Annotated in this window: 19 protein-coding genes and 1 other annotated feature; of the genes, 1 reads left to right on the plus strand and 18 read right to left on the minus strand. The window is 46.4% G+C overall.

Annotation, left to right across the window (positions count from 1 at the left end; translation table 11 throughout):
• Nucleotides 1-30: 30 nt before the first annotated feature.
• Entirely contained in the window at nucleotides 31-1,017 is a 987-nt protein-coding gene (locus ACWNM1_RS26760; RefSeq protein WP_076286493.1) for a diaminopimelate dehydrogenase, read from the plus strand.
• Nucleotides 1,018-1,110: 93 nt separating this feature from the next.
• Here the strand turns inward: ACWNM1_RS26760 and ACWNM1_RS26765 are convergent, their stop codons facing one another.
• The 18 genes from ACWNM1_RS26765 to ACWNM1_RS26850 form a co-directional block, all read right to left on the minus strand.
• Entirely contained in the window at nucleotides 1,111-2,295 is a 1,185-nt protein-coding gene (locus tag ACWNM1_RS26765) for a glycosyltransferase (RefSeq protein ID WP_449603347.1), read from the minus strand.
• Nucleotides 2,296-2,630: 335 nt separating this feature from the next.
• Entirely contained in the window at nucleotides 2,631-3,788 is a 1,158-nt protein-coding gene (locus ACWNM1_RS26770) for a GGDEF domain-containing protein (RefSeq protein WP_449603348.1), read from the minus strand.
• Nucleotides 3,789-3,824: 36 nt separating this feature from the next.
• The gene (locus tag ACWNM1_RS26775) at nucleotides 3,825-4,991 is read right to left on the minus strand and encodes a GGDEF domain-containing protein (RefSeq protein WP_449603349.1); all 1,167 of its coding nucleotides are present in this window, start codon (nucleotides 4,989-4,991) and stop codon (nucleotides 3,825-3,827) included.
• Between the two features lie 281 nt (nucleotides 4,992-5,272).
• The gene (gene murC / locus ACWNM1_RS26780) at nucleotides 5,273-6,652 is read right to left on the minus strand and encodes a UDP-N-acetylmuramate--L-alanine ligase (RefSeq protein ID WP_449603350.1); all 1,380 of its coding nucleotides are present in this window, start codon (nucleotides 6,650-6,652) and stop codon (nucleotides 5,273-5,275) included.
• 6 nt (nucleotides 6,653-6,658) lie between these two features.
• Nucleotides 6,659-8,035 carry a bifunctional folylpolyglutamate synthase/dihydrofolate synthase gene (locus tag ACWNM1_RS26785; RefSeq protein ID WP_449603351.1) on the minus strand — a complete coding sequence of 459 codons (1,377 nt, stop codon included), beginning with the start codon at nucleotides 8,033-8,035 and terminating at the stop codon, nucleotides 6,659-6,661.
• Between the two features lie 5 nt (nucleotides 8,036-8,040).
• Nucleotides 8,041-10,677, minus strand: a complete 2,637-nt coding sequence (locus ACWNM1_RS26790; RefSeq protein ID WP_449603362.1) for a valine--tRNA ligase — start codon at nucleotides 10,675-10,677, stop codon at nucleotides 8,041-8,043.
• Between the two features lie 155 nt (nucleotides 10,678-10,832).
• Nucleotides 10,833-11,116, minus strand: a binding site (T-box leader).
• 341 nt (nucleotides 11,117-11,457) lie between these two features.
• On the minus strand, nucleotides 11,458-12,828 hold the full coding sequence (locus tag ACWNM1_RS26795; RefSeq protein WP_449603352.1) for a LysM peptidoglycan-binding domain-containing protein: 1,371 nt from the start codon (nucleotides 12,826-12,828) through the stop codon (nucleotides 11,458-11,460).
• A gap of 361 nt (nucleotides 12,829-13,189) precedes the next feature.
• Nucleotides 13,190-14,125 (minus strand): RluA family pseudouridine synthase, encoded by a 936-nt coding sequence (locus ACWNM1_RS26800; RefSeq protein ID WP_449603353.1) that lies wholly within the window; start codon nucleotides 14,123-14,125, stop codon nucleotides 13,190-13,192.
• Entirely contained in the window at nucleotides 14,122-15,423 is a 1,302-nt protein-coding gene (hemL, locus tag ACWNM1_RS26805) for a glutamate-1-semialdehyde 2,1-aminomutase (RefSeq protein ID WP_449603354.1), read from the minus strand. Before hemL ends, ACWNM1_RS26800 begins: the two co-directional genes overlap by 4 nt.
• Before the next feature lie 78 nt (nucleotides 15,424-15,501).
• Nucleotides 15,502-16,500 (minus strand): porphobilinogen synthase, encoded by a 999-nt coding sequence (gene hemB / locus ACWNM1_RS26810; RefSeq protein WP_076286487.1) that lies wholly within the window; start codon nucleotides 16,498-16,500, stop codon nucleotides 15,502-15,504.
• Between the two features lie 586 nt (nucleotides 16,501-17,086).
• On the minus strand, nucleotides 17,087-18,640 hold the full coding sequence (cobA, locus tag ACWNM1_RS26815) for a uroporphyrinogen-III C-methyltransferase (protein WP_449603355.1): 1,554 nt from the start codon (nucleotides 18,638-18,640) through the stop codon (nucleotides 17,087-17,089).
• 5 nt (nucleotides 18,641-18,645) lie between these two features.
• Nucleotides 18,646-19,599 (minus strand): hydroxymethylbilane synthase, encoded by a 954-nt coding sequence (gene hemC, locus ACWNM1_RS26820; protein WP_449603356.1) that lies wholly within the window; start codon nucleotides 19,597-19,599, stop codon nucleotides 18,646-18,648.
• Nucleotides 19,600-20,049: 450 nt separating this feature from the next.
• Complete coding sequence (locus ACWNM1_RS26825) at nucleotides 20,050-20,697, minus strand: precorrin-2 dehydrogenase/sirohydrochlorin ferrochelatase family protein (RefSeq protein WP_449603357.1); 648 nt, start codon at nucleotides 20,695-20,697, stop codon at nucleotides 20,050-20,052.
• A 5-nt stretch (nucleotides 20,698-20,702) separates the two neighbouring features.
• Nucleotides 20,703-21,530 (minus strand): cytochrome c biogenesis protein CcsA, encoded by an 828-nt coding sequence (gene ccsA, locus ACWNM1_RS26830; RefSeq protein WP_234539234.1) that lies wholly within the window; start codon nucleotides 21,528-21,530, stop codon nucleotides 20,703-20,705.
• A 5-nt stretch (nucleotides 21,531-21,535) separates the two neighbouring features.
• Nucleotides 21,536-22,933 (minus strand): glutamyl-tRNA reductase, encoded by a 1,398-nt coding sequence (gene hemA, locus ACWNM1_RS26835; RefSeq protein ID WP_449603358.1) that lies wholly within the window; start codon nucleotides 22,931-22,933, stop codon nucleotides 21,536-21,538.
• A 592-nt stretch (nucleotides 22,934-23,525) separates the two neighbouring features.
• The gene (locus ACWNM1_RS26840; RefSeq protein WP_449603359.1) at nucleotides 23,526-24,191 is read right to left on the minus strand and encodes a YdcF family protein; all 666 of its coding nucleotides are present in this window, start codon (nucleotides 24,189-24,191) and stop codon (nucleotides 23,526-23,528) included.
• The gene (locus ACWNM1_RS26845) at nucleotides 24,191-25,216 is read right to left on the minus strand and encodes a GDP-mannose 4,6-dehydratase (protein ID WP_449603360.1); all 1,026 of its coding nucleotides are present in this window, start codon (nucleotides 25,214-25,216) and stop codon (nucleotides 24,191-24,193) included. Before ACWNM1_RS26845 ends, ACWNM1_RS26840 begins: the two co-directional genes overlap by 1 nt.
• Before the next feature lie 39 nt (nucleotides 25,217-25,255).
• Nucleotides 25,256-26,611, minus strand: a complete 1,356-nt coding sequence (locus tag ACWNM1_RS26850; protein WP_449603361.1) for a UDP-glucose dehydrogenase family protein — start codon at nucleotides 26,609-26,611, stop codon at nucleotides 25,256-25,258.
• Nucleotides 26,612-26,858 lie beyond the last annotated feature (247 nt).

Consider the following 26,858-nt stretch of genomic DNA (forward strand, 5'->3'; position numbering starts at 1 on the left):
TTAGTTCACTACTGATTAGGAGGGCTTCTTCTGAAACAAAAAATTCAAGCAGCTATTGTAGGCTACGGAAATTTAGGAAAAGGTGTACGTAAGGCTATCAACCAAAGTGAAGATATCGAGCTAGTTGCGATCTTTACGCGCAGAGAACCTGGACAACTGGAAGCCGGAGAAGCCGGTGTGAAGTTCGAACACATCTCTGCCGTCGAACAATATAAGGGTAAAGTGGATGTTATGATTCTATGCGGAGGATCGGCTACCGATCTGCCAGAACAAACACCAGCCATTGCCCGGATGTTTAATACCGTGGACAGCTTTGATACTCATGCCAAAATCCCCGAGTTCTATGAGACCGTTGACGCCGCAGCTAAACAAGGTGGAACACTCAGCGTAATTTCTACTGGTTGGGATCCAGGCTTATTCTCAATGAATCGTCTGCTCGCTGAAGCTATTCTTCCACAAGGTAAAGAATACACCTTCTGGGGCAAAGGCGTTAGCCAAGGCCACTCCGATGCGATCCGCAGAGTAGATGGAGTTAAAGCTGGTGTACAATATACCGTTCCAGTACAAGAGGTTATTGAGGCCATTCGCGCTGGTGAAACACCAGAGCTTACCACTCGCCAAAAACACCTTAGAGAGTGTTTTGTAGTGGCTGAGGCAGGGGCAGATCAAGAACGCATTCGTGCAGAAATCGTGAATATGCCGAACTATTTTGCAGATTATGATACTACGGTTACTTTCATCACTGAAGAAGAATTGGCAGCTCAGCATAGCGGAATTCCGCACGGCGGGTTTGTTATTCGCAGTGGTGTAACAGGGGAAGGTACGAAGCAGATTGTTGAATTCGGCCTGAAGCTGGAGAGCAATCCAGAATTTACAGCTAGTGTTCTCGTGGCCTATGCCAGAGCCGCTCAGCGTATGAGTCAAGAAGGACAGAGCGGAGCGCGTACAGTATTCGATATTCCACTTGGAATGTTGTCTCCGAAATCTCCAGAAGAATTGCGCCGCAACCTGCTGTAAATTATACAAAAATGAAAAAAACCGCGTAGGACCTTAAAACGTCCTCACGGTTTTTTTCATATACTGCAGGCAGTGCCTTCTCCGGCGTACCTTTTACACAAGACTAAGAATCTTATTCTTCACATAATTCACTTCGTAATCCTTCAACAATGTGCGATGCGCCCGATCAGCAATAATCGTTGCCATCTCAGGATTCTTTAACAACGTTATTACACTAGCAACAACATCAACTGAGGTATTAGCAAGCAAAATATTACGGTTATGCTCACAGTTCAATCGCTCGCACACTATAGAACTTGTAACCACCGGCGTTTTGAGTGCCCATGATTCCAGAATGTTTCTGGAGACTTCACAACCTTCAAGGATAGGCACAAGAACCGCTTTAGCACGACGTATATAATCAGCAGACGGTTTCAAAGGTCCAGTGATATAGACCGATACATCATCCTTTACAAGCGACAACACATCCGTATGAACCTCATGACTGGTGATGTAACACTTGATATCAGGCACTTGTTCTTTAATCAAAGGGTAGCTTTTCTTAAAGAAGTTTTGAGCAGCTCTAATCCCCTGTCTGGTGTTCATATTCCAGTGCAGTACCATTGAATTTTCTTTTGCAACAGGCTCAGTAAAAGCGTCGTATTCATTCATTTTTATGAAATGAGGAACAACATGAACTTTACGGGCATCCGCAAAGGATAGAGATTTGAATGAAAGGGCATCCCATTCCGAGGTTGCCAAGAGTACACCCGTTTTATTCATTAGTCTCCGCTTATTCCGCCGAACCAAAGCCTCATTTAGTTTATAATAAGGATTACTGCTGCTCGGCTTCCCAATTTCTTTTCCAACGGCAAGCCCGCTCTCAAAACGATACGTATCTGTAATAACACTGGCCTCTGGAAGCAGATTACGAACCATATCAATGCAATTTCCCAGCAAGCTATGCGATATAAATACATGTCTGTAATTATTCGATCTACAAAGTTCCATGATGGTACTCTTCATGTCTTTCTCCGCATGACTCCGATTAGTGAAATTCCGTAATATATGTAAGGGACGCAGCATAGATCTCCACGAGGTAATGCACCCGTTAATGTAATGAACCGTTAGTGCAGTTCCATCATTTGTAGACATATCCTTGTGCGTACTGGCATACGTCAGCAAATCAATATCAAATTTTCCTAGCAAAATCTCGAGAATACTCCCTGTTCTCATTTCTCCTTCTAGATCCTCTGCGCTTTGATTCTGTGCTGAAAGGAACAGCATTCTTTCTCGCATGACTCTGGCTCCTTGAATTTTTTATATAAATCCTCTCTACTTATCACTGCAACTTTAGATGCAGTTCAATAGTAACTCATTTCACATAAAATTTTTGTCGATTTATAGGGAAACCTTTAAAATTTTTATATATTTTCATACTTTGTTCGAAAATCATTGCGATAAACCTATATATATCGCTATTTTTTGAAGTACGAAGCAAAAAAAACACTTTTCCAGCAATACACGAACATGAATTTTCTACTTCAAAATTTTATACTCATTAGGTATTCTGAACTATTCCCTATGCAAACAAAAAAGTGTCCTCCTCATCTAATGACGAAAGGAAGACACTTTTATATTTCGTAGCTTCTAACAACGCAGTTCCGACCCTTTTTCTTAGCTTGATACAATGCATTATCACAAAGTTTGTAGAGATTATTTAGAGAACAACGTTCGCCCGATTCTATCGTAATGACTCCAATACTTATCGTGTAGTGCAGCGGTACGCCATGAATCATTGAACCTATAACAGCTGTGCGCATTCCTTCAGCAATAACATCACTACTCTTCTCATCGGCTCTGTGCAGGAGCACTGCGAACTCTTCTCCCCCAAATCTTCCAATCAGATCACCTTGACCAAGCTGTTGCTCTATTTTAGAAGCCAAATCAGTTAGTACTTGGTCACCTGTATTATGGCCGTAATTATCATTTATGCTCTTAAAGTGATCGACATCCAGCAGTAAAAAAGAATAGGGCAGTTTCTTCATCGCTAAAGCAGCTATTAAAGGCCGAGCACGCAGAACGAACGACCTGCGATTCAAAATACCGGTCAACTCATCATAAGTTGCTACCCGCTCCATTTCTGCAAAGGAATCCTCTCTATAAAGCAGCATAATTCCCGCGGTTCCTAGAAACATATACAAATAAATCCCGAGATAAAAAAACAAATAAAGAAATTGTGCAACTTGTGTATTGATTCCTAATACGGAATACAGCGGTTCCAAGGCTCTACCCGCCAACGACAAGATGACAAGACAATATAGCAGTCCCATTATGATTTGTAGCGAAGTCTCCATGACCTTCAGACATAGTATATAAGCAGGATAGGCTATAATCAGAACTCCCCCCAGACAAGCGACTGGAATAACGAGAGGATCCTTTGGCATCAACAAATACATAAGCACCACAACGAGAATGGATACTCCGAATAATATAGAATAATATCTCTCAACCTTGCTCCCAAATACTCTAAGAAGCATTAGAAGCGCCAAGCTTTCAAGCGTACCTCCAGCCAAAGAAAGAAGTGCTATGATCGGTAGACTGAGCGGCGAATCCATAAAATCCTTCAGCAATAAAAGGATCAAGGCTGCTAGTTGCAAATATTTTGCTGTGATAAACAATGAAGAAGTCTGTTCCTGCGCATAGCGTAAACGATACACCACGATAAGCAGCACCGTGAACGATTGCCACAAAAAGAGACACACCAGCAGTGTCTGGAGATCCAGATGCATATAAGTGAAGTTCACCTCCCCTAGTATTCCTGACTCTCAGTATACATATCGGTATCTGATGACTCTATTTCTTCCCTCTTGTTTAGCCTGATATAATGCCTTGTCGCTTAGCTTGTACAACTTATTTATCGAAATCTCCTGATCTGGCATGATCGTAATTACACCTATACTAACTGTGTACCCCTGTTGAACCTTATTAGTAGAAGTATTCATTATCGCCTCACGAAGTGCTTCAGCTTTCTGATCGCAGCTTTGCTCATCTACCCCACAGAGTATGACTGCGAATTCCTCGCCCCCCAGTCTGCCAAACAAATCGCCATTTCCGAGATTATCTTTAATCGTCGATGCGAACTCTTCCAGCACAATGTCACCGATATCATGACCATAAGTATCGTTGACCTGTTTAAAATAATCCAAATCCAATAGCAAAAATGAGAAGTAGGCATGCTCTCGAACTGCCTTTTCAAGCTTTATCTCCGCTTCCTGAAGAAATGCCCCACGGTTTAGAATCCCAGTCAAATCATCATAACTGGCTATTCTTTTTAGTTTGACGAAGGAATGCTCATTTGAGAGAAGAATAAAACCGGCAGCCCCCACAATAAATAATAAATACATCCCCAGATAATACAAATACTGCGTAAGATTGGTGGAGAACACATTCATCTCGGGCTCCCAAATCAGTGCAACAAGTGCCCGCATCAGCATAATCGCTGCAAATACATAAAATAATACACCTAATATTTTTTGAAGAGGTGTAGCCTTTTTATTCACAGTTAGATGATAAGCCGGATAAACTACAAACAGTATAGACCAAAGTGAAGTACAGGCGATACGCAAGTTGGTTTGATTAAAAAATAATGCGATGATACTAAAACTGATTGCACTCAATATCGAAAGAATGATGTAATATCGCTTTATTCTTGGCCCCAGTACTCCCATCATCAGCAGTAACGCTGTAATTTCGAGACAGCACCCTCCAAGCATCAGAGCATTGCTAAGCGGAATGGACAACGCATGAGGGAGATAATCCCACATTAAAATCGAACACCAAAAGAGTAGCTGAACCTCCTTTGACCGGATGAACAAGGTGGAGGCTGTATCTTTAACAGCAGTACTTCGATAATTGGTTATAAGCAGTAATATAAATAAATTTCCGAAAATAAACAAATAAATTAGTGTCCTAATTTCTAGCAGGGAGCTCATACGTCACCACCTATGCGAAAATATCCCCACAAAGTGCGACTTTGCTTCGATGCGTACTCGGGTACTTTGTGGGGATCCCAAATATACGTTAAAAAATCGATCCTCTTCTGACAGCACTATAGCACTTTATAACTATATCAGTAAATACGTTAACAATACCAAAAAAACACTTCCCTCTAAACTCCCTTCAGATAAACACAAGGATTATCTGAAGGGAATTTTGGGGAAGTGCTATTGAATAGAGAATATAATCATCCTCGAATTAGCCTCAGTTTGTAAACTTAATGCTTCTTCTTCAAACCGTCTGCAAGTGCGTATCCGACCTTCCAGATATCGCCTGCGCCCATCGTAATCACCAGATCACCCGGAGCAATACGAGGTGTCAGATCAGCAAGCACATCTTCTTTGGTTGGCAGATGTCTCGCGCCCGCATTACTGTTCTTAACGATTAGCTCAACCAGCTTCGCAGAAGTAACACCTTCGATCTGTTTCTCTCCAGCCGGAGAGTAAATATCAGTGATGATGACTTCGTCAGCTTCGCTAAAGGCACGGCTGAAAGCATCTAACAGGAAGAAAGTACGTGTATAGCGCTGGGGCTGGAATACCGCAATAATCCGTTTTCCTGTTGCCTTGGCAGCACTGATCGTTGCCTGAATCTCTGTAGGGTGATGCGCATAATCATCAATGACCAGAATGTCATTGACTTCTCCGAGCACTTGAAAACGGCGCTTCGCACCATGGAATTTCACAATCGCTTCAGCGATTTCCTCGAAAGAAATCCCTGATTTCAAACAAGCGATTACCGCTGCCATTGAATTATAAAGATTGTACTGTCCGGGAACGGAGAGTTCAATCCGTCCAAGCACTTCTCCATTATGATTCATCGTGTACGATACTTGACGATCGCCTAGAACGATATCAGTGGCAATATAATCCGCAGTGTTCGACTTGATGCCATAAGTAATTACCTTACCTATTACTTCAGGTAAAAGAGAAATCACATTCTCGTCGTCAGCGCATACTATAGCAGTTCCATCTTCGCGCGTTTGGTTCATGAACTGCACGTATGCAGCCTTAAGACGGTTAAAGTCTCCGTCGTAATTTTCTAAGTGATCCGCTTCAACATTCGTAACGATCCCAAGCCAAGGATGATAGTGCAGGAAAGAGCCATCACTCTCATCCGCTTCCGCTACTACAAACTCACCTTGTCCCGCCTTTGCATTCGTACCTACATTCATAATCTCTCCACCGATAATATACGTTGGATCAACGTCGCACTCTTCCATCACAAGTGCAATCATGGAGGAGGTGGTAGTTTTCCCGTGTGCTCCAGCAACGGCTACCCCTTTACGTTCATTCAATAAACGGGCTAACATTTGCGAACGATGCAGAATTGGAATCTTAAGACGCTCAGCTTCCACCCATTCCACATTATCACTAGACAAAGCCGTAGAGTATACGACTAGATCTGCACCTTTGACTTGTTCTGCTGTATGCCCGATATAAATCTTGGCACCTTTAGCAATCAATTTATCCGTTAATTCTTGGGCAGCCACATCGGAGCCCGTAACTGTATATCCCATTTCTAGCATTACCCGGGCAATCGCGCTCATTCCGTAGCCGCCGATCCCTATAAAATGCACACGTTCAGTAGTATCCAACAGTCGTCACCAGCCTTTTTCAGTATCGGGTTGCTGCAAAAGTGTACCGCGTACGTCAGAGATTAAATACAGCGTACCAGATACGACGGCAAGGTCATCCTCCGCTGTAATCGACTTCAGTAGCTGCAGCGCTTTTCCCCAATTATGTTCTACTATGATTGCCAAGTTTTCCTTGGCATATTTCTCCCGCAGACTTTCTGCGATAACTTGCAGATTCTTCGCGTCCATTTTGTTCTGAAAATCCGGTTCGGTCAGGATGAGCGTATCCACTATAGGCAGTATATGCTTAAAGTAGGATTCATGATGCTTATTTGACAGCATTCCCATAAGTAAATTTAATTTACCGTATTGATAGAGCTGAGGCAGACTTTTTGCAAGACTCTCCGCACCTTCCGGATTATGTGCTCCATCCAGTACAATCCTTGGAGACGTACTTACCTCTTCCAGCCTTCCAGCCCAGAATGCGTGGCGCAAACCTTCAAGCACATCTTCATCCTCAAGCATAAAGGCCATATACTGACGCAGAACCTCAAGTACCATCATGGCAGCTGCCGCATTGCTAATCTGGTGCTCACCTTTCATTACGATCCCAAGTTCAAGCGAACGAAAGGGACCCTTAAAATGAAAAGTCTGCACATCCTCACGGATTTCATTAGCCTTATAGCTAAAATCTTCTCCGGCAAGATAAAGAGTAGAGCGGCAGGCCGCTGCTTTCTCTTTCAGAACCGCTACGACTTCCGGCTGAGTTACGCAGCTAACAACAGGTACGCCCGTCTTAATAATTCCGGCTTTCTCCATTGCAATCTTCTCTAGCGTATCTCCCAAAATATCCATGTGATCATGACCAACATTAGTAATCACAGAAACAATCGGAGTCACGATGTTCGTTACATCCAGCCTTCCCCCAAGCCCGGTCTCCCATACGACAACATCAGGACAAGAGACGCCCGCAAAAAATAGAATGGCCACAGCTGTAGTTACCTCGAACATCGTAGGTGAGCCAAACTCCGTTTCCGAAATTTCTTGGACTAGTGGACGTAATTGATTAACCAGCTCGACAAGCGTTTCTTCAGAGATGTCCGTATTATTATATTGGAACCTGTTCGTGAACTTTGTAATATACGGAGATGTAAAGGTGCCTACTGAATAGCCGCTTTGTATAAGTGCACTAGTCAAAAAAGCACAAGTTGAACCTTTGCCGTTCGTACCCGCCACATGAATAAACTTCAGCCGACGGTGCGGATTTCCCAGCTTGTCCATCAACATCTCGATTCTATCTAAACCTGGCCGTATCCCAAAAGGGATTAGGCTCTTGATCCAATTAACCGCTTCGGTGTATGTCGCAAGAGGGGCGGTACTTCCGCCCCGATTTAGGTCATCCATGTCTCTTATCCTCTCAGCTCTGCGATGCGGGCAAGTACTTTCTCACGTTTAGCAGAATAATCTGCCTGCTTCGCCCGTTCCTCTTCGATAACTTTAGCAGGAGCTTTGTCCACGAAGCCTTGATTGCTCAGCTTTTTCTCTACGCGTTCTACTTCGCTGTTCAGCGTCTGCACTTCTTTTTCCAGACGGGCGATTTCTTGTTCAATATCAATGAGTCCCGACAATGGCAGAAGCAGTTCTGCTCCTGTTACTACAGCGGACATTACCTTATCCGGCGTTTCTGGATTCAGGCCCGCTTCGAAGGAAGACGTATTACAGAAGCGTCCAATGTAGTTGTCGTTACGGGTGATAATACTCAGCGTCTCTTCATTACCCGCTTTGATGATCAATTCAACCTTTTTGCTCATCGGTACATTCACTTCAGCCCGGATATTACGAACGGCCCGGATTACATCCATCAGCAGGTTCATTTCCGCTACGGCTTGCGGATTCTCCAGAGCAGCATCATACTCCGGCCATGCAGCCAGCGTAATCGTCTCCCCTTCATGCGGAAGGTGCTGCCAGATCTCTTCCGAAATAAACGGCATAAACGGATGAATCAAGCGCATTGTGCGGTCTAGTACATAGGCAAGTACAGACTGTGTCTTCGCTTTGGCCGCGGCGTCTGATCCGTAAAGTGACAGCTTCGCGAACTCAATATACCAGTCACATAGATCGTCCCAAATGAAGTTGTACAGCTGGCGACCGGTCTCACCGAACTCGTACGAGTCAATTAGACGCGTAATCTCACGAGAAGTTTCGTTCAGACGGTGCAAAATCCAGCGATCAGCAGTACTTAGCTCACCCGAAATGTCAATATTCTCAAAGCTTACGCCTTCCAAATTCATCAACGCAAAGCGTGATGCATTCCAGATCTTATTGGCGAAATTACGCGCCTGCTCAACCTTTTCCCAACGGAAACGTAGATCCTGTCCAGCTGTACTTCCGGTAGAAATCATGTAACGCATTGCATCTGCGCCATACTTCTCGATTACTTCAAGGGGGTCTACGCCATTCCCGAGTGATTTGGACATTTTTTGACCTTCGGAATCCCGTACTAAACCATGCATCAATACATCTGAGAAGGGTTTCTCTCCGGTAAATTCAAGAGCTGAGAAGATCATCCGCGCTACCCAGAAATAAATAATATCGTAGCCTGTTACGAGCACATCGTTCGGATAGTAGCGTTTGAAATCTGCACTGTTCTCATCTGGCCATCCTAGTGTGGCAAAAGGCCACAGATTAGAGCTAAACCAGGTATCCAGTACATCTTCGTCCTGTTTCAAGTCGGTTAGACCACTGATCCGGCGCGCTTCTTCCTCGTCATTTGCCACAACCAATTCACCAGTAGACTCGGAATACCATGCTGGAATGCGATGTCCCCACCACAGCTGACGGGAAATACACCAATCACGTACGTTCTCGATCCAGTTCAGGTAAGTTCTCTCGAAACGGTCCGGTACAAAGTTAACTCCGTTCCCATCCTTCTGTGCATTGATGGCAGCTTCAGCCAGTGGCTGCATCTTTACAAACCATTGTGTGGACAAGTAGGGTTCAACAACGGCTCCAGAGCGTTCACTGTGGCCAACTTGATGCACATGATCTTCGATATTGATCAGCACACCTTGCTCCTTCAGGTCAGCAGTAATGGCCTTACGACATACACTCCGGTCTTGACCTTGGTAAGGTCCTGCTTCTTCATTCATCGTACCGCTCTCATCCATTACGTTAATCTGCGGTAAATTGTGACGTTGACCCATCTCGAAGTCATTCGGATCATGAGCTGGTGTAATCTTAACCGCACCACTACCAAACTCTTTGTCTACATAATCATCAGCGATAATCGGAATCTCACGGCCAATAATCGGCAAGATCAACGTTTTGCCGATCAGATCTTTATAACGATCGTCTTCCGGATGAACAGCAACCGCTGTATCACCCAGCATGGTCTCCGGACGTGTGGTAGCTACTGTAATAAATCCGCTACCGTCTTTAAGCGGGTAACGCAGATGATACAAGTGACCATTAACTTCTTTATATTCAACCTCGATATCCGACAATGCTGTACGAGCCGCCGGGTCCCAGTTGATAATGCGTTTGCCGCGGTAGATTAAGCCTTTATTATAGAGCTTAACGAAAACCTCGCGTACAGCTTTCGACAACCCTTCATCCAAGGTAAACCGTTCGCGGGAATAGTCAAGGGAAAGCCCCATCTTAGCCCACTGCTCATGAATGGTGTTCGCATATTTATCTTTCCACTCCCACACCTGATCCAGGAACTTCTCGCGGCCGAGATCATGTCTAGAAATTCCCTGCTCACGCAGCTTTTGCTCTACCTTTGTCTGCGTTGCGATACCGGCATGGTCTGTACCTGGTAGCCACAACGTGTCGAAGCCTTGCATCCGTTTTGTACGAATCAGGATATCCTGAAGCGTAAAATCAAGCGCATGACCAATGTGTAGCATTCCCGTTACGTTTGGCGGCGGGATTACAATGCTGTATGCTTTTGCATCTGGACGCCCGCCTGCACGGAAATATCCACCCTCTGTCCAGTAGGAATACCACTTGGTTTCTGCCGATTTTGGATCATACGTGGTTGGCATTTCATTCTTAGAATCATTTGCAGCGGCAGCATCTGCCGCTGTATCTTGCAAGTTCGGCAACTCTGCCGCTGTTAGATTGTTTTGGTCAGCCATTCTCTGATACCTCCACTTGGTTACTTGTAGTTGGTTTCTAAAAAACAAAAAGACCCCTCGTCTCAAAGGACGAAAGGCCATTCTTTCGCGGTACCACCTTTGTTTCGCGCCAATGAAAAATAAACCTGCACTTCTTTCACCTTACGGTTCAGAAGCTTAGCGCGACACTCGTACAGATAACGGCTGCTACCGGCCACATCCTAACTTATCTTTCATATCCATGAAGACAAGCTCAGAAGGGCGACTCCGGGGCGACTTCGGTGGCTGTATCCTACGGAATGTCACAGCACTTGCATTCCGCTCTCTGAAGGGCTGACCGCCTACTCTTCCCGTTCCCAGTCTTTACTTAGATATTGCTTACTCCATAATACATTTTGAGTCATCCCTAGTCAACCTGAATAGGCTTCTACAGCGGGACTTTAAGCGGAATTTCGACTTATAGCGTGCATATGTCGAATTTTCATTCGATTCATCACTCTGCGTTGGTTAGATACCCCGCATTCTAACGTTCTCCGGTCACACAAGAATAAACGCCTTCGACGTCCTTTTACGGACGGTAAGCGTTTATTCGAGAAGTATAAGGATAATGTATAACGTGAAACTTATATATTCTTATATTTGACAAAAATCCCGATCTACTATCAGATCGGGATTCACCTATTCATGTGAGTATGCATTGTAATTCAACTACGGAATGTACAACACTTGCCCTTCTTCTACACTCTGCCCAGACAATCGATTATACATTCCCAGCTCCCGCGCACTTAGCTGATACTTCTCTGCGATCGTATCCAGCGTTTCTTCACGCTGTACGATGCAAAGTCGAACCTTCCGGAACAAGTTAGCGCCGTCTGCTCCGGTAATGAATCTACTCTTCCACTCTGTATTATTTCCCGCTTCTGGAATGATCGCTGCAGCCGATGCAGTTCCTTCAGACTGAAGGGCTTCCTGTTCTTTACGGGAACGGCTAGAGCTGAGTAATGAAGAGAAGGTAAGATGTTCTTTGGCTGGAACCTCTGCTTCTTTCTTACTACCTAGCGCAATCTTAAGGTCTTGCTTCTCCTCTGACTGTGGCACAGTCTCTTGAGAAACAAAAACTTCATTCGTATTCTCGTGGATCGGCTGAGCATTCTCTTCTTGTGCATGGAGCTCATTATTGGCCCCGTTTTCCGAAGCGAATACGGCAATATCTTGATCCGCATCAGCATTAGCTGCTGGAACAGCAGTTTCTCTTGAAGCAAAAGTATATTCAGATTCTTGCTCCTGATCCGCTTGACTCGCCTGGCTAACTTGATTCAGCTGAGTAGCCTCTGCTTCATTTTGTGACTCAGCTTTAAACCAGTAATCCGCTATACCTGCTTTGGAATCCTCAGTTTGCGAATCCAGACTATGCGTCCGGGCTTTCGCGCCCTTGTCCTTCTCATGAGCGGATGAGAAATTAACTATAGGGGACGATTGACCCGCTCCGCTTGAGACCAGCGGGGCCTCTGTTGCTTCTGCATTCGCTTCTGCATGCTCATGTTCTTCTACAGCAACCTCCGATGCATCCTCACCAAAGGTCCACTGTGAATTTTCATAAAGTGCATCATTTTCGTGTTCTTGGTTCTCAGCAGATGCTTCGATTACCCTGTCATCACTGAGAGGGGAATAAGCCACTGTGTACTCTTCCTGCTGCCAGGCCGGTTGTGGTTGAGGCTCCGCACCACCGATTCCCCGCAGGGATAATACGCCTGTTATATTCACAGTACGCATCGTGAGCAGATCAATATCAAAATTCTCGATCTCCACCCCAATATCTTCAATCGAGCTGACGCGTGTAAGCGGAACAGTGATTTCTACGGGAATGGCATGCTCCAGACGTTGTGTTCGGTCATCTTCACTCCGGTAGAGTCCGGTAAGCAACAGCTGACCATATAACTCGGCACGATCCTCCCGCTGAATCACCTGGATTTCCGGAAGTAGTTCAACCTCCTCCAGCTCAGCTATTCCCGGAAGCTCTTCCGATAGGTGAATGCGTTCATAAATATCAAACCGCAAGCCGTGGGACTGATCAAACACGGGATATGTCCTCCTTCTTGGCATAATCTAACCCTGAGACAGGCCCAGAGCATAAGCCCAAAATGTTACTCCCCACATGTATATGCTTCAAACAGAAAGGCATGACAACTTTGGTAGCACTAACCGGACAGGATGCTATTAATTTCATAAATACAGGGACTATTCGAACCTATTTGCCGGCCAATAAAATGACTACTCCGCATGAACAAAGTATTATATGCTGCTTTTACTATTAGGACATAGGTAGAAGCTTCTTTCTGAAAAAACAGAAAATTATATACCCTACGAAAAAATAGATAAAAAAAGAACCTTAATACCAGCATTTGCTGATACCACGATTCTCAGGTTTATAACGTAGCCGTCAAGGCGCTTCAGACAGCAGCTCCCGCAGCTGATGCATATCTTCCGGCCACGGATCGCTTACTTGCAGTTGTTCACCGCTCCAAGGGTGGCGGAAAGACAGCATCTCGCCATGGAGCGCATGTCGGCCGGCAGCGCTGGAAGCCCAGACCGGGCCGCCATATAGTGCATCCCCATATAAGGGATGACCCATATGGCTGAGATGGACGCGAATCTGATGCGTCCTTCCGGTCTCCAGCTGCACATGCACCAGACTACCGCCATGCAGTGCTTCGCGTCCGAGGATTCGAGTCACGGCGGATTGTCCGCCCGGCGAGACTCTTCTCCGCGCCGCATGATGACGATCGCGCCCAATCGGCACGTCGATCACTTTAAGCGTAGGCGGCACTGTGCCTTCGATGATCGCGGCGTAGAGCCGCGAGATGCTTTTTTCACGCATATTCTCGTCTAGGACAAGCTGTGCGAACTCATTCTTCGCGTACATCACCGGGCCTGTTGTATCCTTGTCCAGTCGGTGAATATGCCTTACAGCTGCACTAACACCGGTAGCGACATAATGCGCAGCTACAAGGTGATCCAGCGTTACACCTAAACCACTGCCATCCGGATGAACCGCCATGCCTGCCGGCTTGTGGGCAACCAGGCAAAAATCATCCTCATACAGCACCTCAAGCTCTTCCCATACCGGTTCAATGCCAGCTTCACGATCCGGAAAAAGTGCCAGCCGCAGTCGGTCCCCCTTCCACTGAATGCCTCCCTCGCGGCGCAGACGCAGATGAAGCTTCTCAGGCATCCCTACAGTTTCCAGCAGCCATTTGTCAATCGCAGCTTCAGAGTCCTCGGCTCCCGTAATGATTTTGCCGGGTGTGACTTCCAGCCACTCTCCACGTCTAGTCCAAGCTCCACCACCGGTTCGATCTCCGGCTCCGTTACTCAAAGGGCTTTCAGGGCGTTATAATGGACCTCAATGGTATCATCAATATCCTGCTCACTATGCGCAGCCGATACGAACATGCCTTCAAACTGTGAAGGTGGAACGCTAATCCCTTGGCTCAGCATATGACCAAAATAACGACGGAATAGATCCGTGTTGCTAGTCTTGGCCGTTTCAAAGTTAGTTACTGGTCCTTCCGTGAAGAACGGACAGACCATCGAGCCCACGCGGTTAATGGTCAGCGGAATGCCAGTCTCGATGGAATTCTTTTTCAAGCCTGCTTCCAGACGCGCCCCTAATTGTTCCAGACGATCATAAACTTCCGGTGTCAGTAGCTTCAACGTAGTGAGTCCTGCCGCCATCGCTAATGGATTACCACTAAGTGTGCCCGCCTGATAAATCGGTCCCGTAGGAGCGATTTGCTCCATAATCTCTCTTTTGCCGCCATAAGCGCCTACTGGAAGTCCTCCGCCGATGACTTTGCCGAAGCAGGTAATATCCGGAGTAATGTTGAACAAGCCTTGCGCACAGCCACGATTGACACGGAATCCTGTCATTACTTCATCAAAAATAAGCAAAGATCCATGGTCTGAAGTTAACTTACGAAGTCCTTCTAGGAATCCCGGAAGTGGTGGTACAACCCCCATGTTGCCGGCAATCGGCTCTACGATCACTGCGGCAATCTCACTGCCAAAACGTTCGAAAGCAAACTGAGTGGACTCCAAATCATTGTATGGAACTGTAATCGTGTTTACTGCAACACCTTCAGGAACGCCCGGGCTATCCGGCAGACCTAATGTGGCTACACCGGAACCCGCTTTAATGAGCAGACTATCCGCATGACCGTGGTAGGATCCCTCGAACTTTAAGATTTTGCTGCGTCCAGTATAACCACGTGCCAAACGAATCGCGCTCATCGTCGCTTCCGTTCCGGAGTTAACCATACGCACGATGTCTACAGAGGCTACACGCTCGACAACCGTTTTTGCCATTTCAGTTTCAAGTAAAGTTGGTGCGCCAAAGCTTGTCCCTTTTACCGCCGTCTCCTGCAATGCCTTTACAACCTCAGGATGCGCATGACCCATAATCAGCGGTCCCCATGAGCATACATAGTCGATAAAGCTGTTGCCGTCGATATCATAAATACGCGATCCGATCCCATGATCCACATAAACCGGAGTCAATCCTACGGATTTGAACGCCCGTACAGGGCTGTTCACCCCACCGGGAATATATTGTTTTGCTTCATCAAAAGCCTTACGGGACGCTTCCTCTTTACGCGCCATCGGCTCATTACTCATCTATCTTCACTCCTATTCTGTTCTTGGTCACACAGGTATAAGGGGACTGCCTATGCAGCGATATCATTGTGAAAGAGATTAACCACGCAGCCAGCGCGCAGCATCTTTTGCAAAATAAGTAATAATAATATCCGCTCCGGCCCGTTTCATGCCAGTCAGCATTTCCAGCACAACGGCTTGCTCGTCAATCCAGCCTTGCATCGCTGCTGCTTTTACCATGGAATATTCGCCACTCACATTGTAAGCCACAAGAGGCAAATCGAACTGGTCGCGGATCGTACGAATCACGTCCAAGTAAGCCAGAGCCGGCTTCACCATTAACATATCTGCGCCTTCCAGCACATCGGATTCTGCTTCACGGAGCGCTTCGCGCAGATTGGCAGGGTCCATTTGATACGTTTTGCGATTCCCGAACTGAGGTGCCGAATCCGCAGCTTCGCGGAAAGGGCCATAAAATGCCGAAGCATATTTGACCGAATACGACATAATCGGCACATGCTCAAAGCCATTCTCATCGAGCCCAGCACGAATCGCGTGTACGAATCCATCCATCATATTCGAAGGGGCAATAATATCTGCTCCAGCTTTAGCTTGGGATACCGCCGTACGAGTCAACAGCTCTAGCGAAGCATCGTTGATGACATCACCGTGTACCACGCCATTTACCGTATGCGTATGCACCATCCCGCAATGTCCGTGATCCGTAAATTCACAAAGGCAGGTATCTGCAACGACCAACAGCTCAGGGTACCACTGCTTGATCAAGCGAGTAGCCTCTTGCACAATTCCATCCTCTGCGAAACCGGAAGAACCGATTGCATCCTTCGTTTCAGGAATCCCGAATAACAGTACAGCCGGAATGCCTAGTGCGGCAATCTCGTCCACTTCTGCTTTTAAAGTATCCAGCGAAAAATGGTACACGCCCGGCATCGAGCTAATCTCATTCTTCACACCTGTTCCATAAGTCACAAATATAGGCTGTACAAAATCCAGCACATTCAGTACGGTCTCCCGCACCATACCGCGAATTCCAGCAGAACCGCGTAGGCGACGGTGACGTGTAATTGGAAAGCTCATTTGTTCATCCTCCTGAAAATAAAATATATAACCAAACCCTCGATCGTTGACTAACTGCGGCTGCTTAGTTGTAGTTTGTGCAGTTATTTTGATGTTATATCGTAACTGTAAGCTTTAGTTGCACTCTCTACAGTTATTTATTACAAAAGAGCGAAAACCCCTGTTTTAGCGCATATTCAATTGCATATATTACAACTAAAAACAATCTTCGCTGATATCCAGAGAATTTAAGTGTATAAAGTGCAACTAAACCTCAATCAGACCTCATGCTAACAGACCTCATACCAGTCTCGTAACCAGATTAAAAGCTATATTTCCACTAGATTGCATACTAATCCAAGTACCCAACATCTAATATATCACTTAGAACTGCGTGAACTTTATACATACACACATAAACTTACTCACCCATACACACACCAGTTAGTTTACAACTTCGCCATCCATCATACTCTGAGCTTCAACAGTACCTGCGTTTGGTGGCCAATTTAATGTTACTTAAGTTACTTACAATAGCGGCGTGGCGCTTCCGAGCTTAGATACAACTACAGACGATGTTGTAAAGCCGATGTTCTATTGGCGTAATTCAAGCTTTTTGTAGCTGAGTCTCCGCATTCCAGCGGCAGAGTTCCTGCACCAGACTATTAATAGTTGCTTCTTCAGGTAGCAGTCCCGGAGTAAGCCCCGCCTCCACTGCAGTCTGCTCGGTTAATGGCCCGATGCAGGCTATTTTCACATTAGCTAGCAATGGGAGTGGATCTTCCATCCCCATTCTTTTCAGAATGTGGATGAAATTGCGCACCGTTGAAGAACTAGTAAAAGTCACCGCGTGAACGCGCCCCTCCTCCAGCAGCTTCAACAGCTCATCATCATCCTCACCCGTCACAACCGTCTCATAGGTATCGACGTCTGTGACCTGAAGGCCAAGCTCTCTCAGCTTGGCCGGCAGCCATTCGCGCCCCAGATCGCCGCGCGGCAACAGCACGTTCTGCCCCGGCAGCAGCTGGGGACCGAACTTCTCAATCAGACCTTCCGCCTGAAACTTCGCCGGAAGCTCCTCAGCAATCACCCCGCGCTGCGCCAGCGCGGCTGCTGTACCCGGCCCCACCGCTGCAATCCTTGCGCGGTGAAGTCCCCGAATGTCCGCCCCCTGCTCCGCCAAGTGGCGCCAAAAAAACTCCACGCCGTTCGGGCTAGTGAAGAATACCCAGTCGTACGATTCCAGCGCGCCAAACGCCGCTACAATCTTCTCCTTCTTCTCTGCGCCTTCCGGCATGATCGTCTCGATCACCGGGAACTCGTAGGGTTCCCCGCCGAGTTCCTCAATCATATCCACCAGCTCGCTCGCTTGGCTCCGAGCCCGTGTCACCACGATGCGTTTGCCGAATAACGGCATCGCCTCAGCCCACTTGAGCTGCTCCCGCTGCAGCACCACGTCGCCAACGACGATGACGGCCGGCGGCTGAAAATCCGCCGCCTTCACCTTCGCCTCAATATCGGCGAGCGTTCCCGTCAACGTCTCCTGATCTGCGCGGGTACCCCAGCGCACCAGCGCCACTGGTGTTTCTGGCGGACGCCCATGCTTGATCAGCTGGGCACTGATATATCCTATTTTAGCTACGCCCATCAGGAACACTAACGTCCCCGTGGCATTCGTTACTTTATCCCAATGAATGGAATGATCCAGTTTATCTGGACTCTCATGTCCGGTGATAATCGACAGGGAAGAAGCATGATCGCGGTGCGTGACAGGTATACCTGCATAAGCAGGTACGCTGATCGCCGACGTGATACCCGGTACGATTTCGTAATAGATCCCATTTTTGCGCAGCAGCTCCGCTTCTTCACCTACGCGGCCAAAAATCGTAGGATCTCCACCCTTCAGCCGCACCACTGTTTTCCCCTGTAAAGCCAGATCAACTAACAATTGATTAATCTCTTCCTGCTTCATCGTGTGGCGATCCGGCAGCTTGCCTACATAGATTTTCTCGCCGCCGGGCTTCATGCATTTTAGCAATCTAGGACTTGCCAGCCGATCATACACCAGCACGTCGCTTTTTCGAATACACTCGAGGCCTTTTACAGTAATCAGCTTTGCATCCCCGGGACCTGCACCTACCAAATAAACCTTCCCCGTCAATCCCCTCATCCCCTAACGTCTGACAGTATCTTCTCCGCTCCTCTTGCGATCAGCTTCTTAGCGACTTCTTCGCCGAGCTGTACTGGGTCTACCCCCGTGCAAGTTTCTTTCAAAATCGTTGCACCGTCAGGTGTTCCCACCATTCCGGTTAAGGAGATTATTTGGTGCTCTGTAGCAGCAGCTTCGCCAGTTGTGTCAAGCACCGCATAAGCTCCAATTGGCACTTGGCAGCCGCCGTTCAGCGCGCCAAGGAACGTGCGCTCCGCCGCCACCGTTAACGCTGTATCGGCGTCGTTGTATAACGCTAGCAGCTTCCGAAGGTCGGCGTCATCTGCGCGGCACTCGATGCCGAGTGCGCCCTGCCCTACAGCGGGCAGGCAAACTTCCGGCGGCAGGTAGGCGCTCACGCGATCCTGCCAGCCCATGCGCGACAACCCCGCTGCCGCAAGCAGGATCGCGTCGTATTCGCCGCTCTCCAGCTTGCCCAGCCGCGAGTCAATGTTGCCGCGCACGGGCTCAATAACCAGATCAGGCCGCAGCGCAGCTAGCTGGCTAGAACGGCGTAGGCTGCTTGTGCCTACGCATGCGCCCGGAGGCAACTCGTCCAGCGAGACGCCTCCGTTAGAGATTAGTGCATCGCGCGGATCGACGCGCTTCGGCACAGCGCCGTTGATCAGTCCCTCCGGCAGCTCGGAGGGCATGTCCTTCATACTGTGTACCGCCATGTCGATTTCCTTTTCCAGCATGGCCTGCTCGATTTCCTTCACGAACAACCCTTTGCCGCCTACCTTGGACAAGGTGACATCAAGGATGCGGTCCCCTTTGGTAACAATCTTTTTCACTTCAAAAGTGAATCCAAAACCATGCTCCTCGCTCAGTCGCTCCAGATCCGCAATCACATGCCCTGTTTGAGTCAACGCAAGCGCACTCTGTCTACTCCCCACAATAATCTTACGCATTGTCCATTCCTCCTGATAACGTCTGCCTCATACTCTTCACTGTAGAACATATATAGTAATTCAAACTAACCAAAGCTACTTCGTACTATTTAAAGGGCATTTTTGCCCTTTATTTAGCTCCTTCGTCGGTTATAGCTCAATTTAGGGGTATTTCTGCCCTTCTTTTGGCTGATATGAGCGTTTTAGAGCAATTCAAGGGTATTAATACCCTTCATTTATCTCTTTTGACGACTATTGCTCAATTTAGGGGTATTTCTGCCCCTCTTTTGACTGATATGAGCGTTTTAGAGCAATTCAAGGGTATTAATACCCTTCATTTATCTCTATCGGCGACTATTACTCAATTAGGAGGCATTATTGCCGTTCTTTCGACTATTTCAGCCATTTTAGCCGTACTCATATCATTAATCTAACCTAATTTTGTAATCTTCACAGTGTCTACGCGCACTTTCACTCCACCCGATGAACATCAATCCAAGCATCCATATCCTCCGGGCTCCACGCAATAAAGCTACCATTCTTCATCTCATTTAACACATCGAGTGCCTCAAGCTTCCGCAAAAGCTTTCCACGAACTTCAGCAGAAGATTCTTTTGCCTTAATCCGAGTTCGCATGGTATGTAAAAAATCCAAATATGGCTCATACGCCGCATCCAGCGCCTCTTCAAGCACACTTTTAATCTTCGCAGCCGCAAGCGGACCAGCACCCGAAGTAGATACAGCTACCGTCAAACGCCCCCTACGTACAACTCCGGGCGTGATAAAATCCCCCGCTTCCGCATGGCTAGCCACATTCACATGAATGCCAAGTCGCTTAGACTCCTGCGCAACCTCTTCATTAATCGTTCTATCGTTAGTGGCTGCATATACGAGAAAGGCCCCACGGAGATCTCCGGGAGCATAAGCGCGATCATGCCAGGTCATGAGACCCTTTTTCGCTTGAGCGACAAGTGTATCTGTCAAAGAGGGACTAATCACCTTAACCACCGCTCCAGCTTCCAACAGCCCGCTCACCTTCCGTTCAGCCACGGCACCACCGCCAATAACCACAACCTGTTGCCCTTCACAATTTAGCATTATGGGTAAAAAACGCGTCATGTCCTTCACTCCCCGCTCCAACCGTGAAAACCAGACAAAGAATTCAACAAAAAATTCAAGATAGTAAAAGCATATCCTAAAATCGCCCAGCGAGCCATACTTACTCCACTTCTCCGCCCGGATTTCTTAAAGATAATATAAAATATGTAAATTCCAAGGCCAATAAGTGTCGTTAGTACTTTTAAATCCTTCAATAATAACGTCCGTCCCTCAGATACAATAGATAAGCTAGCCACCACCAGCGATATTGCCAGCAAAGGAGTCCCCACCAGAATAGCGGTGTAAGAATATTTATCTGTAGTCTCTAAGTTCGGTAAACGACGAATTCGGTCACTCCATTGCTTGCTTTTAAGTCTGGTGTGCAGAAATAAATACAATATTGCAAATACCGTCCCAAGTGTCAGTGCAGCAAAACTCAAGTTGGCCAAAATCACATGCATCGTCAGCCAGCCATACACCGCGCTCCAAGTCTCAAGCGTATGTCCCCCCGCCGTCAGCCACACCCGATTTAACAGAAAAACACTGAAACCAGCCATACTAAGCAGCAGAATCGTAAACTCGCCCCCACGTGTGAAAGCCACCGCAAGCGAAGTCAGCACAATACTAAATGCAAACCAGAACAAGAAATCATAAGGTGTAAAAATGGGCAGCCCCTTCTCCTGAGAGAAACGAATCCCGAGTCCTGCAGCTTGCAAAAGACCCACAACAACAAGAAGCCCCGTGCCTAACCGCTTCCCACTCGGGTTGCGATAAAGGCAATCCGAGAAAACAAACAGCAGGCTCAGGGCATATAGCAGCAGAGCGGCATCATATATTCCGTTCAGCAGTTGCATATCACTCACCTACCCAACAGGCCTGCCGGAGCAAGCACCGTCTTAGGCACAGAAAAATCGCCGCTACCGGCAGTACGTTCTGTGGAACTAGACTGCTTAACCGGGGCGGAATCTCCGCCATCTGAATTGGATTCGAGCTGTTCCTGTAGCGCAAAGATTTTGGAGAAATAATCAAGCGCTTCATTTCCCTGCTTACCACCGGACATCTCTTTAATTACATTGATTGGATCATGCATCATCTGGTTCACAATGCTTTTGGTCAAACGACGAATCACCTTGCGCTGATGCTCGTCCAGCTCAGGCAGCTTATTGAACAGACTCTCCATCGTTTCCTCATGAATCGCATTCGACTTATCCTGAAGCGCCCGGATCACCGGTCTCACGCCAAGCGTCTTAAGCCACAGCTGGAACTCATCCATTTCCTCGCTGATCATTACTTCAATCTTCGCAGCTTCACTCCGACGCATTTCCAGGTTACTCTCCACTATGCCCTCCAGGTCGTCAATATCATACAAAAAAACATCTGGCACATTAGCCGACGCAGGATCAATATCACGGGGTACAGCTATATCAATCATAAAAAGCGGCCGCGAAGGGCGACGCTTCATAGCATTCGCTACCTGATCTGCCGAAAGTACATACCCGTCAGCTCCCGTTGAGCTGATCACGATATCTACTTCATTAAGAGTTTTTAACGCATCTTCAATCGTGCTCGGCTTACCCGAGAACTTCTCTGCCAGTTCAATCGCACGCGACAGCGTACGGTTAGCGACAATCACCTCAGCCGCACCACTACTATATAGATGCTTTACAGTGAGCTCGCTCATTTTGCCGGCCCCGAGAATCAGTACTCTTTTACCAGTGAACATGCCAAAAATCCGCTTGCCCAGCTCCACTGCCGCATAACTGACAGATACTGCGCTTTCGCCGATGGACGTTTCACTATGTGCTCTTTTGCCGAGTGTCACCGCTTGTTTAAATAACCGATTGAACCAAGTTCCAGTTACACCCTCAGCCTGAGCCGTGAGAAAAGAACTTCGCACCTGTCCCAGGATCTGCGTTTCGCCAATCACCATGGAATCCAGGCCGCAGGTCACGCGGAACAAATGCGCAATCGCCTGCTCGTCTTCATATATATACATATGCTGTGCAAATTGCTCGTTTTTCACGCCAAACCACTGCTCCATAAAGCCGCGGATGAAATAACCTGCCATATGAAGGCGGTCCATCACCACATAAATTTCCGTACGGTTGCAGGTGGCTACTACGACCCCTTCCAGCACACCCTTCGTCTCCATCAATTGATGGAGCGCTGCCGGAAGATCACTCTCCGCAAAAGCAAACTGTTCCCTAACCTCTACGGGAGCCGTACGATAATTCAGGCCAACGACGACGATGTGCATCGATAGTTCACCATCCTAGTCTCTATTCATTACTGTGTACAGTTATATTAAAGAATATTTTACATAATATTCACTTTCACAACATCTCAAAACACTGTGTTAAGTATATCACACGAAAATACGACTTTTTACAGATTTTTTGAACGCTTTATGAAATCCAGATAATAATTATTATAAATAAAAAACCGTAGGTTCGCTACGGTTAGGATGGGTTATTTTGTGATTAATTATTAGTTGATGGAAGAGGGAAGGAAATAATATAAGGATTAGTTCTAAAAATCGTCTTATATCCTCCAATAATACAGCCCTAAATTAATAACTCAAAATTTCTCGGGTTTGGTAACTTTTATGGAAGCTACTTCTCCACACTTTTTACAAAATGTGAAGATAAGCGGTGAGCCAAAAGAAAAGGTTTTACCAATGGGCAGAAGGTTTGAATCCCCTCTGCTCATTTCACCTTTGGTGAATGTAGTGCTACCACATGATTTACAGACTGAGTTTGCTTCGTTCATAAGGTTCACCTCGGATAAAGTATATGGTATTCCATACGTTACGATGATTATCTAAATGAAAGAATCCATCCTGAAGTAAGCTAACGAAACCAATTCTTAATCTGATCAAGAATACTTTTCGCCTCTGGCCCATTGTAACCGAGAGTGTTGCCAATCATTTTTACATACTCATTGAACGTAGTCTCCCGGCTATACCTGTCGCTCCACCACCACTGGGCATTATAGCCCGAATCCGAACCAACATACGAAAGCTCGATCCGCGAGTCCTTATACACATGTTCAAAAATAAACTTAACCCGCCGCATATGAAAATCCGACGATACAACGATCGCAGACTTGAAGCCATACTCCTGCATAATCGGAAGGGTATAAAGTGCATTTTGATAAGTGCTGAGAGCTTCGTTTTCGGTAAAGATAATGGATGCTGGGATGCCTAGCGCAAGGGCGGTTTGGAGCATGTTGCCGGAATGACTTATAGACTCGCGCGCATTGGATAGGATGATACTGGAAGCATAACCCTCGTTATACAGAGTGGCCCCTTCCTCCACTCGTCCCCCTCCACCGCTGAGGATGATAATGGCGTCCGAGAGTTGGGGGGATTGGTCGAATGTGATGAAATAGCCTGAGAATAGTGTTAGTAGTATTAACAGGATAGGCAAGAATAGAATGAGCGCTCGCTTCCTATTCTTGCGCAATTTTTTTTTCGTAAGCGTATCTCGCATAGCTCTCCTTGATTGGTTTGTCATTACCTCACATTATAGTACTCCACATACCAATCGGTAAAACGCTGTAATCCTTTTTCTATGGAAGTGCTTGGTTTGAAACCCACAGCTGCCTGCAATAGATCAGTTGATGCATAAGTCGCAGGTACATCCCCTAGCTTAATAGGTTCAAATACCTTCTTAAATACAACCTTGTTTCCGGTACTCTTGCTTAAGCATTTCTCCAGCGTTTCAATGAATACCATTAATTTCTCTGGGCTATTATTACCGATGTTGTATACATTATGCGGAACCTGAGATTGCGGCGGGTTGCACAATATTCGTTCAATACCCTCAATAATATCATCAATGTATGTAAAATCACGGTACAGATCATGCTCGAAATCACCATTATTAAAAATATGAATCGTCTCATCGTTAAAATACTTCTTGGTAAAGCCGAAATAGGCCATATCCGGCCGCCCCATTGGACCATATACCGTGAAGAAGCGTAAGCCAGTCGCTGGAATCTGGTAGAGATGACTATAGGTCTGAGCCAACAATTCATTGGATTTCTTGGTCGCAGCATACAAGGATTCCGGGTGATCAACACGATCGCTTTCCTCAAAAGGTACCTTCTGATTAGATCCATATACCGAGCTAGATGAAGCATACAAAAGATGCTCTACGGGGAAGTTACGGCATGCCTCAAGAATATTAAAGAAGCCGATGATATTACTTTGGATATACACATCAGGATTCTCAATCGAATAACGTACTCCTGCTTGAGCAGCCAAATTCACTACTATAGAAGGCTTATATTCTTGGAAGAGTTCCACGATTAGTTCCTTGTCAGAAATATCGCCCTTGACAAACGTAAATCTCTCATATGGCTGTAACAGCTTGAGTCGCTCTTCCTTGAGGTCTGTTTCATAATAATCATTAATATTATCAATTCCAATGACTTGACAGCCTTGCTCCAGTAATCGCCCAGAGAGACTCGCACCGATAAATCCAGCGGCTCCGGTAACCAGAATCTTGTGCTCAATATCTAAAGAGTTATAATTCACTACATTGTCCCCCCTGCTATCGATCATAGAGTTGCCCCATTATCTACCGATTGAGTAATATTCAATACCCGCTGCCTGCATTTCCTCTACATCATATATATTCCGTCCATCATAAACCAGAGGTGTACGCATTAGCTGCTTATATTGTTTAGGCGCTACAGCTTTGATCTCTCCCCATTCCGTAAACACAAAACACACATTAGCTCCATCAAGTGCAGCCTCGATATTCTCTACATACCGAATACTACCGTTGCCATGGCTACCTTCCGGAAATTGGCGAGAGAAGTTCTTATATCCAACCGGATCAAAAGCATAGATATCGGCGCCTTGCTCCAAGAGTAGTGGTATATTCTCTAAAGAAGCGGCTTCCCGTAAATCATCTGTTCCTGGTTTAAAGGTCAACCCAAGCACAGCCACCTTTAGACCGTTAAAGGTAATCAATCGTTTAGTAGCCTTCTTGTAAAGAACCTTTTTCTGACTGGTATTTACATCAATTGCCGCTTTAACGGTTTTCAATTCATAGCCATGTTGCCGGGCTAAATAATCCAGTGCCTTAGTATCTTTAGGGAAACAGCTGCCTCCATAACCAATACCCGCATTCAAGAACTTGCCACCGATCCGTTCATCGAACGACATCCCTCGAGCAACATCCTGGATATCCGCGCCAACAAGCTCGCAGAGGTTCGCGATCTCATTCATATAAGAAATTTTCAGAGCTAAGAAGTCATTGGAAGCATACTTAATCATCTCTGCCGATCTTCTACGAACGGAGACAATCGGGATATGGAATGGCTCATAGATTTGCTTGAGAATATCTTCGGCCCACTGACTTTCCGTGCCAATAATAATTCTGGCAGCGTATAAAGTATCTTTGACCGCAGTTCCCTGAGCCAAGAATTCAGGATTCGATGCAACCTCAACCCTAATCTTCCGACCACTTCCGTTACCATTACCTGTGACACCAGTGGAATTACGAGGTAAGAAATCATGGATGAACTGCTCCACCTTATCATTCGTACCGACAGGAACCGTGGATTTCACAACGACCAGACAATCTCGCTCAATCGTTTCGGCGATCTGTCTGGCTACGGTAGCTATGTATGAAAGATTCGCTGATCCATCCGGTTGCTCCGGCGTACCTACACCAATAAAGATGGCGTCTGCATCGCGATAAGCCTTAGCATAATCGGTTGTATATTCAATTCTTCCGGCAGCGTAATTCTTCTGCATCAGCTCTTCCAGATCCGCTTCATAAATCGGAGATACCCCCGACTTCATTAACTGGACTTTGTTCTCGTCAATATCTACACAAGTGACATGATGACCCACTTCAGCAAAGCATACGCCGGCGACAAGGCCGACGTAACCTGTTCCGGCTACGGCAATTTTGAACATGATTCCACCTTTTCACAATTTTTATTTAATAGTTTTTTTCAGCATTAAATATATATTTTTAATTTGTACCCTATTAATAAATGTCAATAGACCCAATACAACAATAAAGATAAGAACGCTAATAACTATTTCATTCGTAAAGCAAATAATTGTCGTTATTACAAAAATACAAACTAATCCTAGCACGTGAAGCCAATGCACTTTCAGTCCTATTAATTTATTCGCGAGCACACAACGTGCAATCAAC

It is taken from the genome of Paenibacillus sp. Marseille-Q9583, from assembly GCF_976954365.1.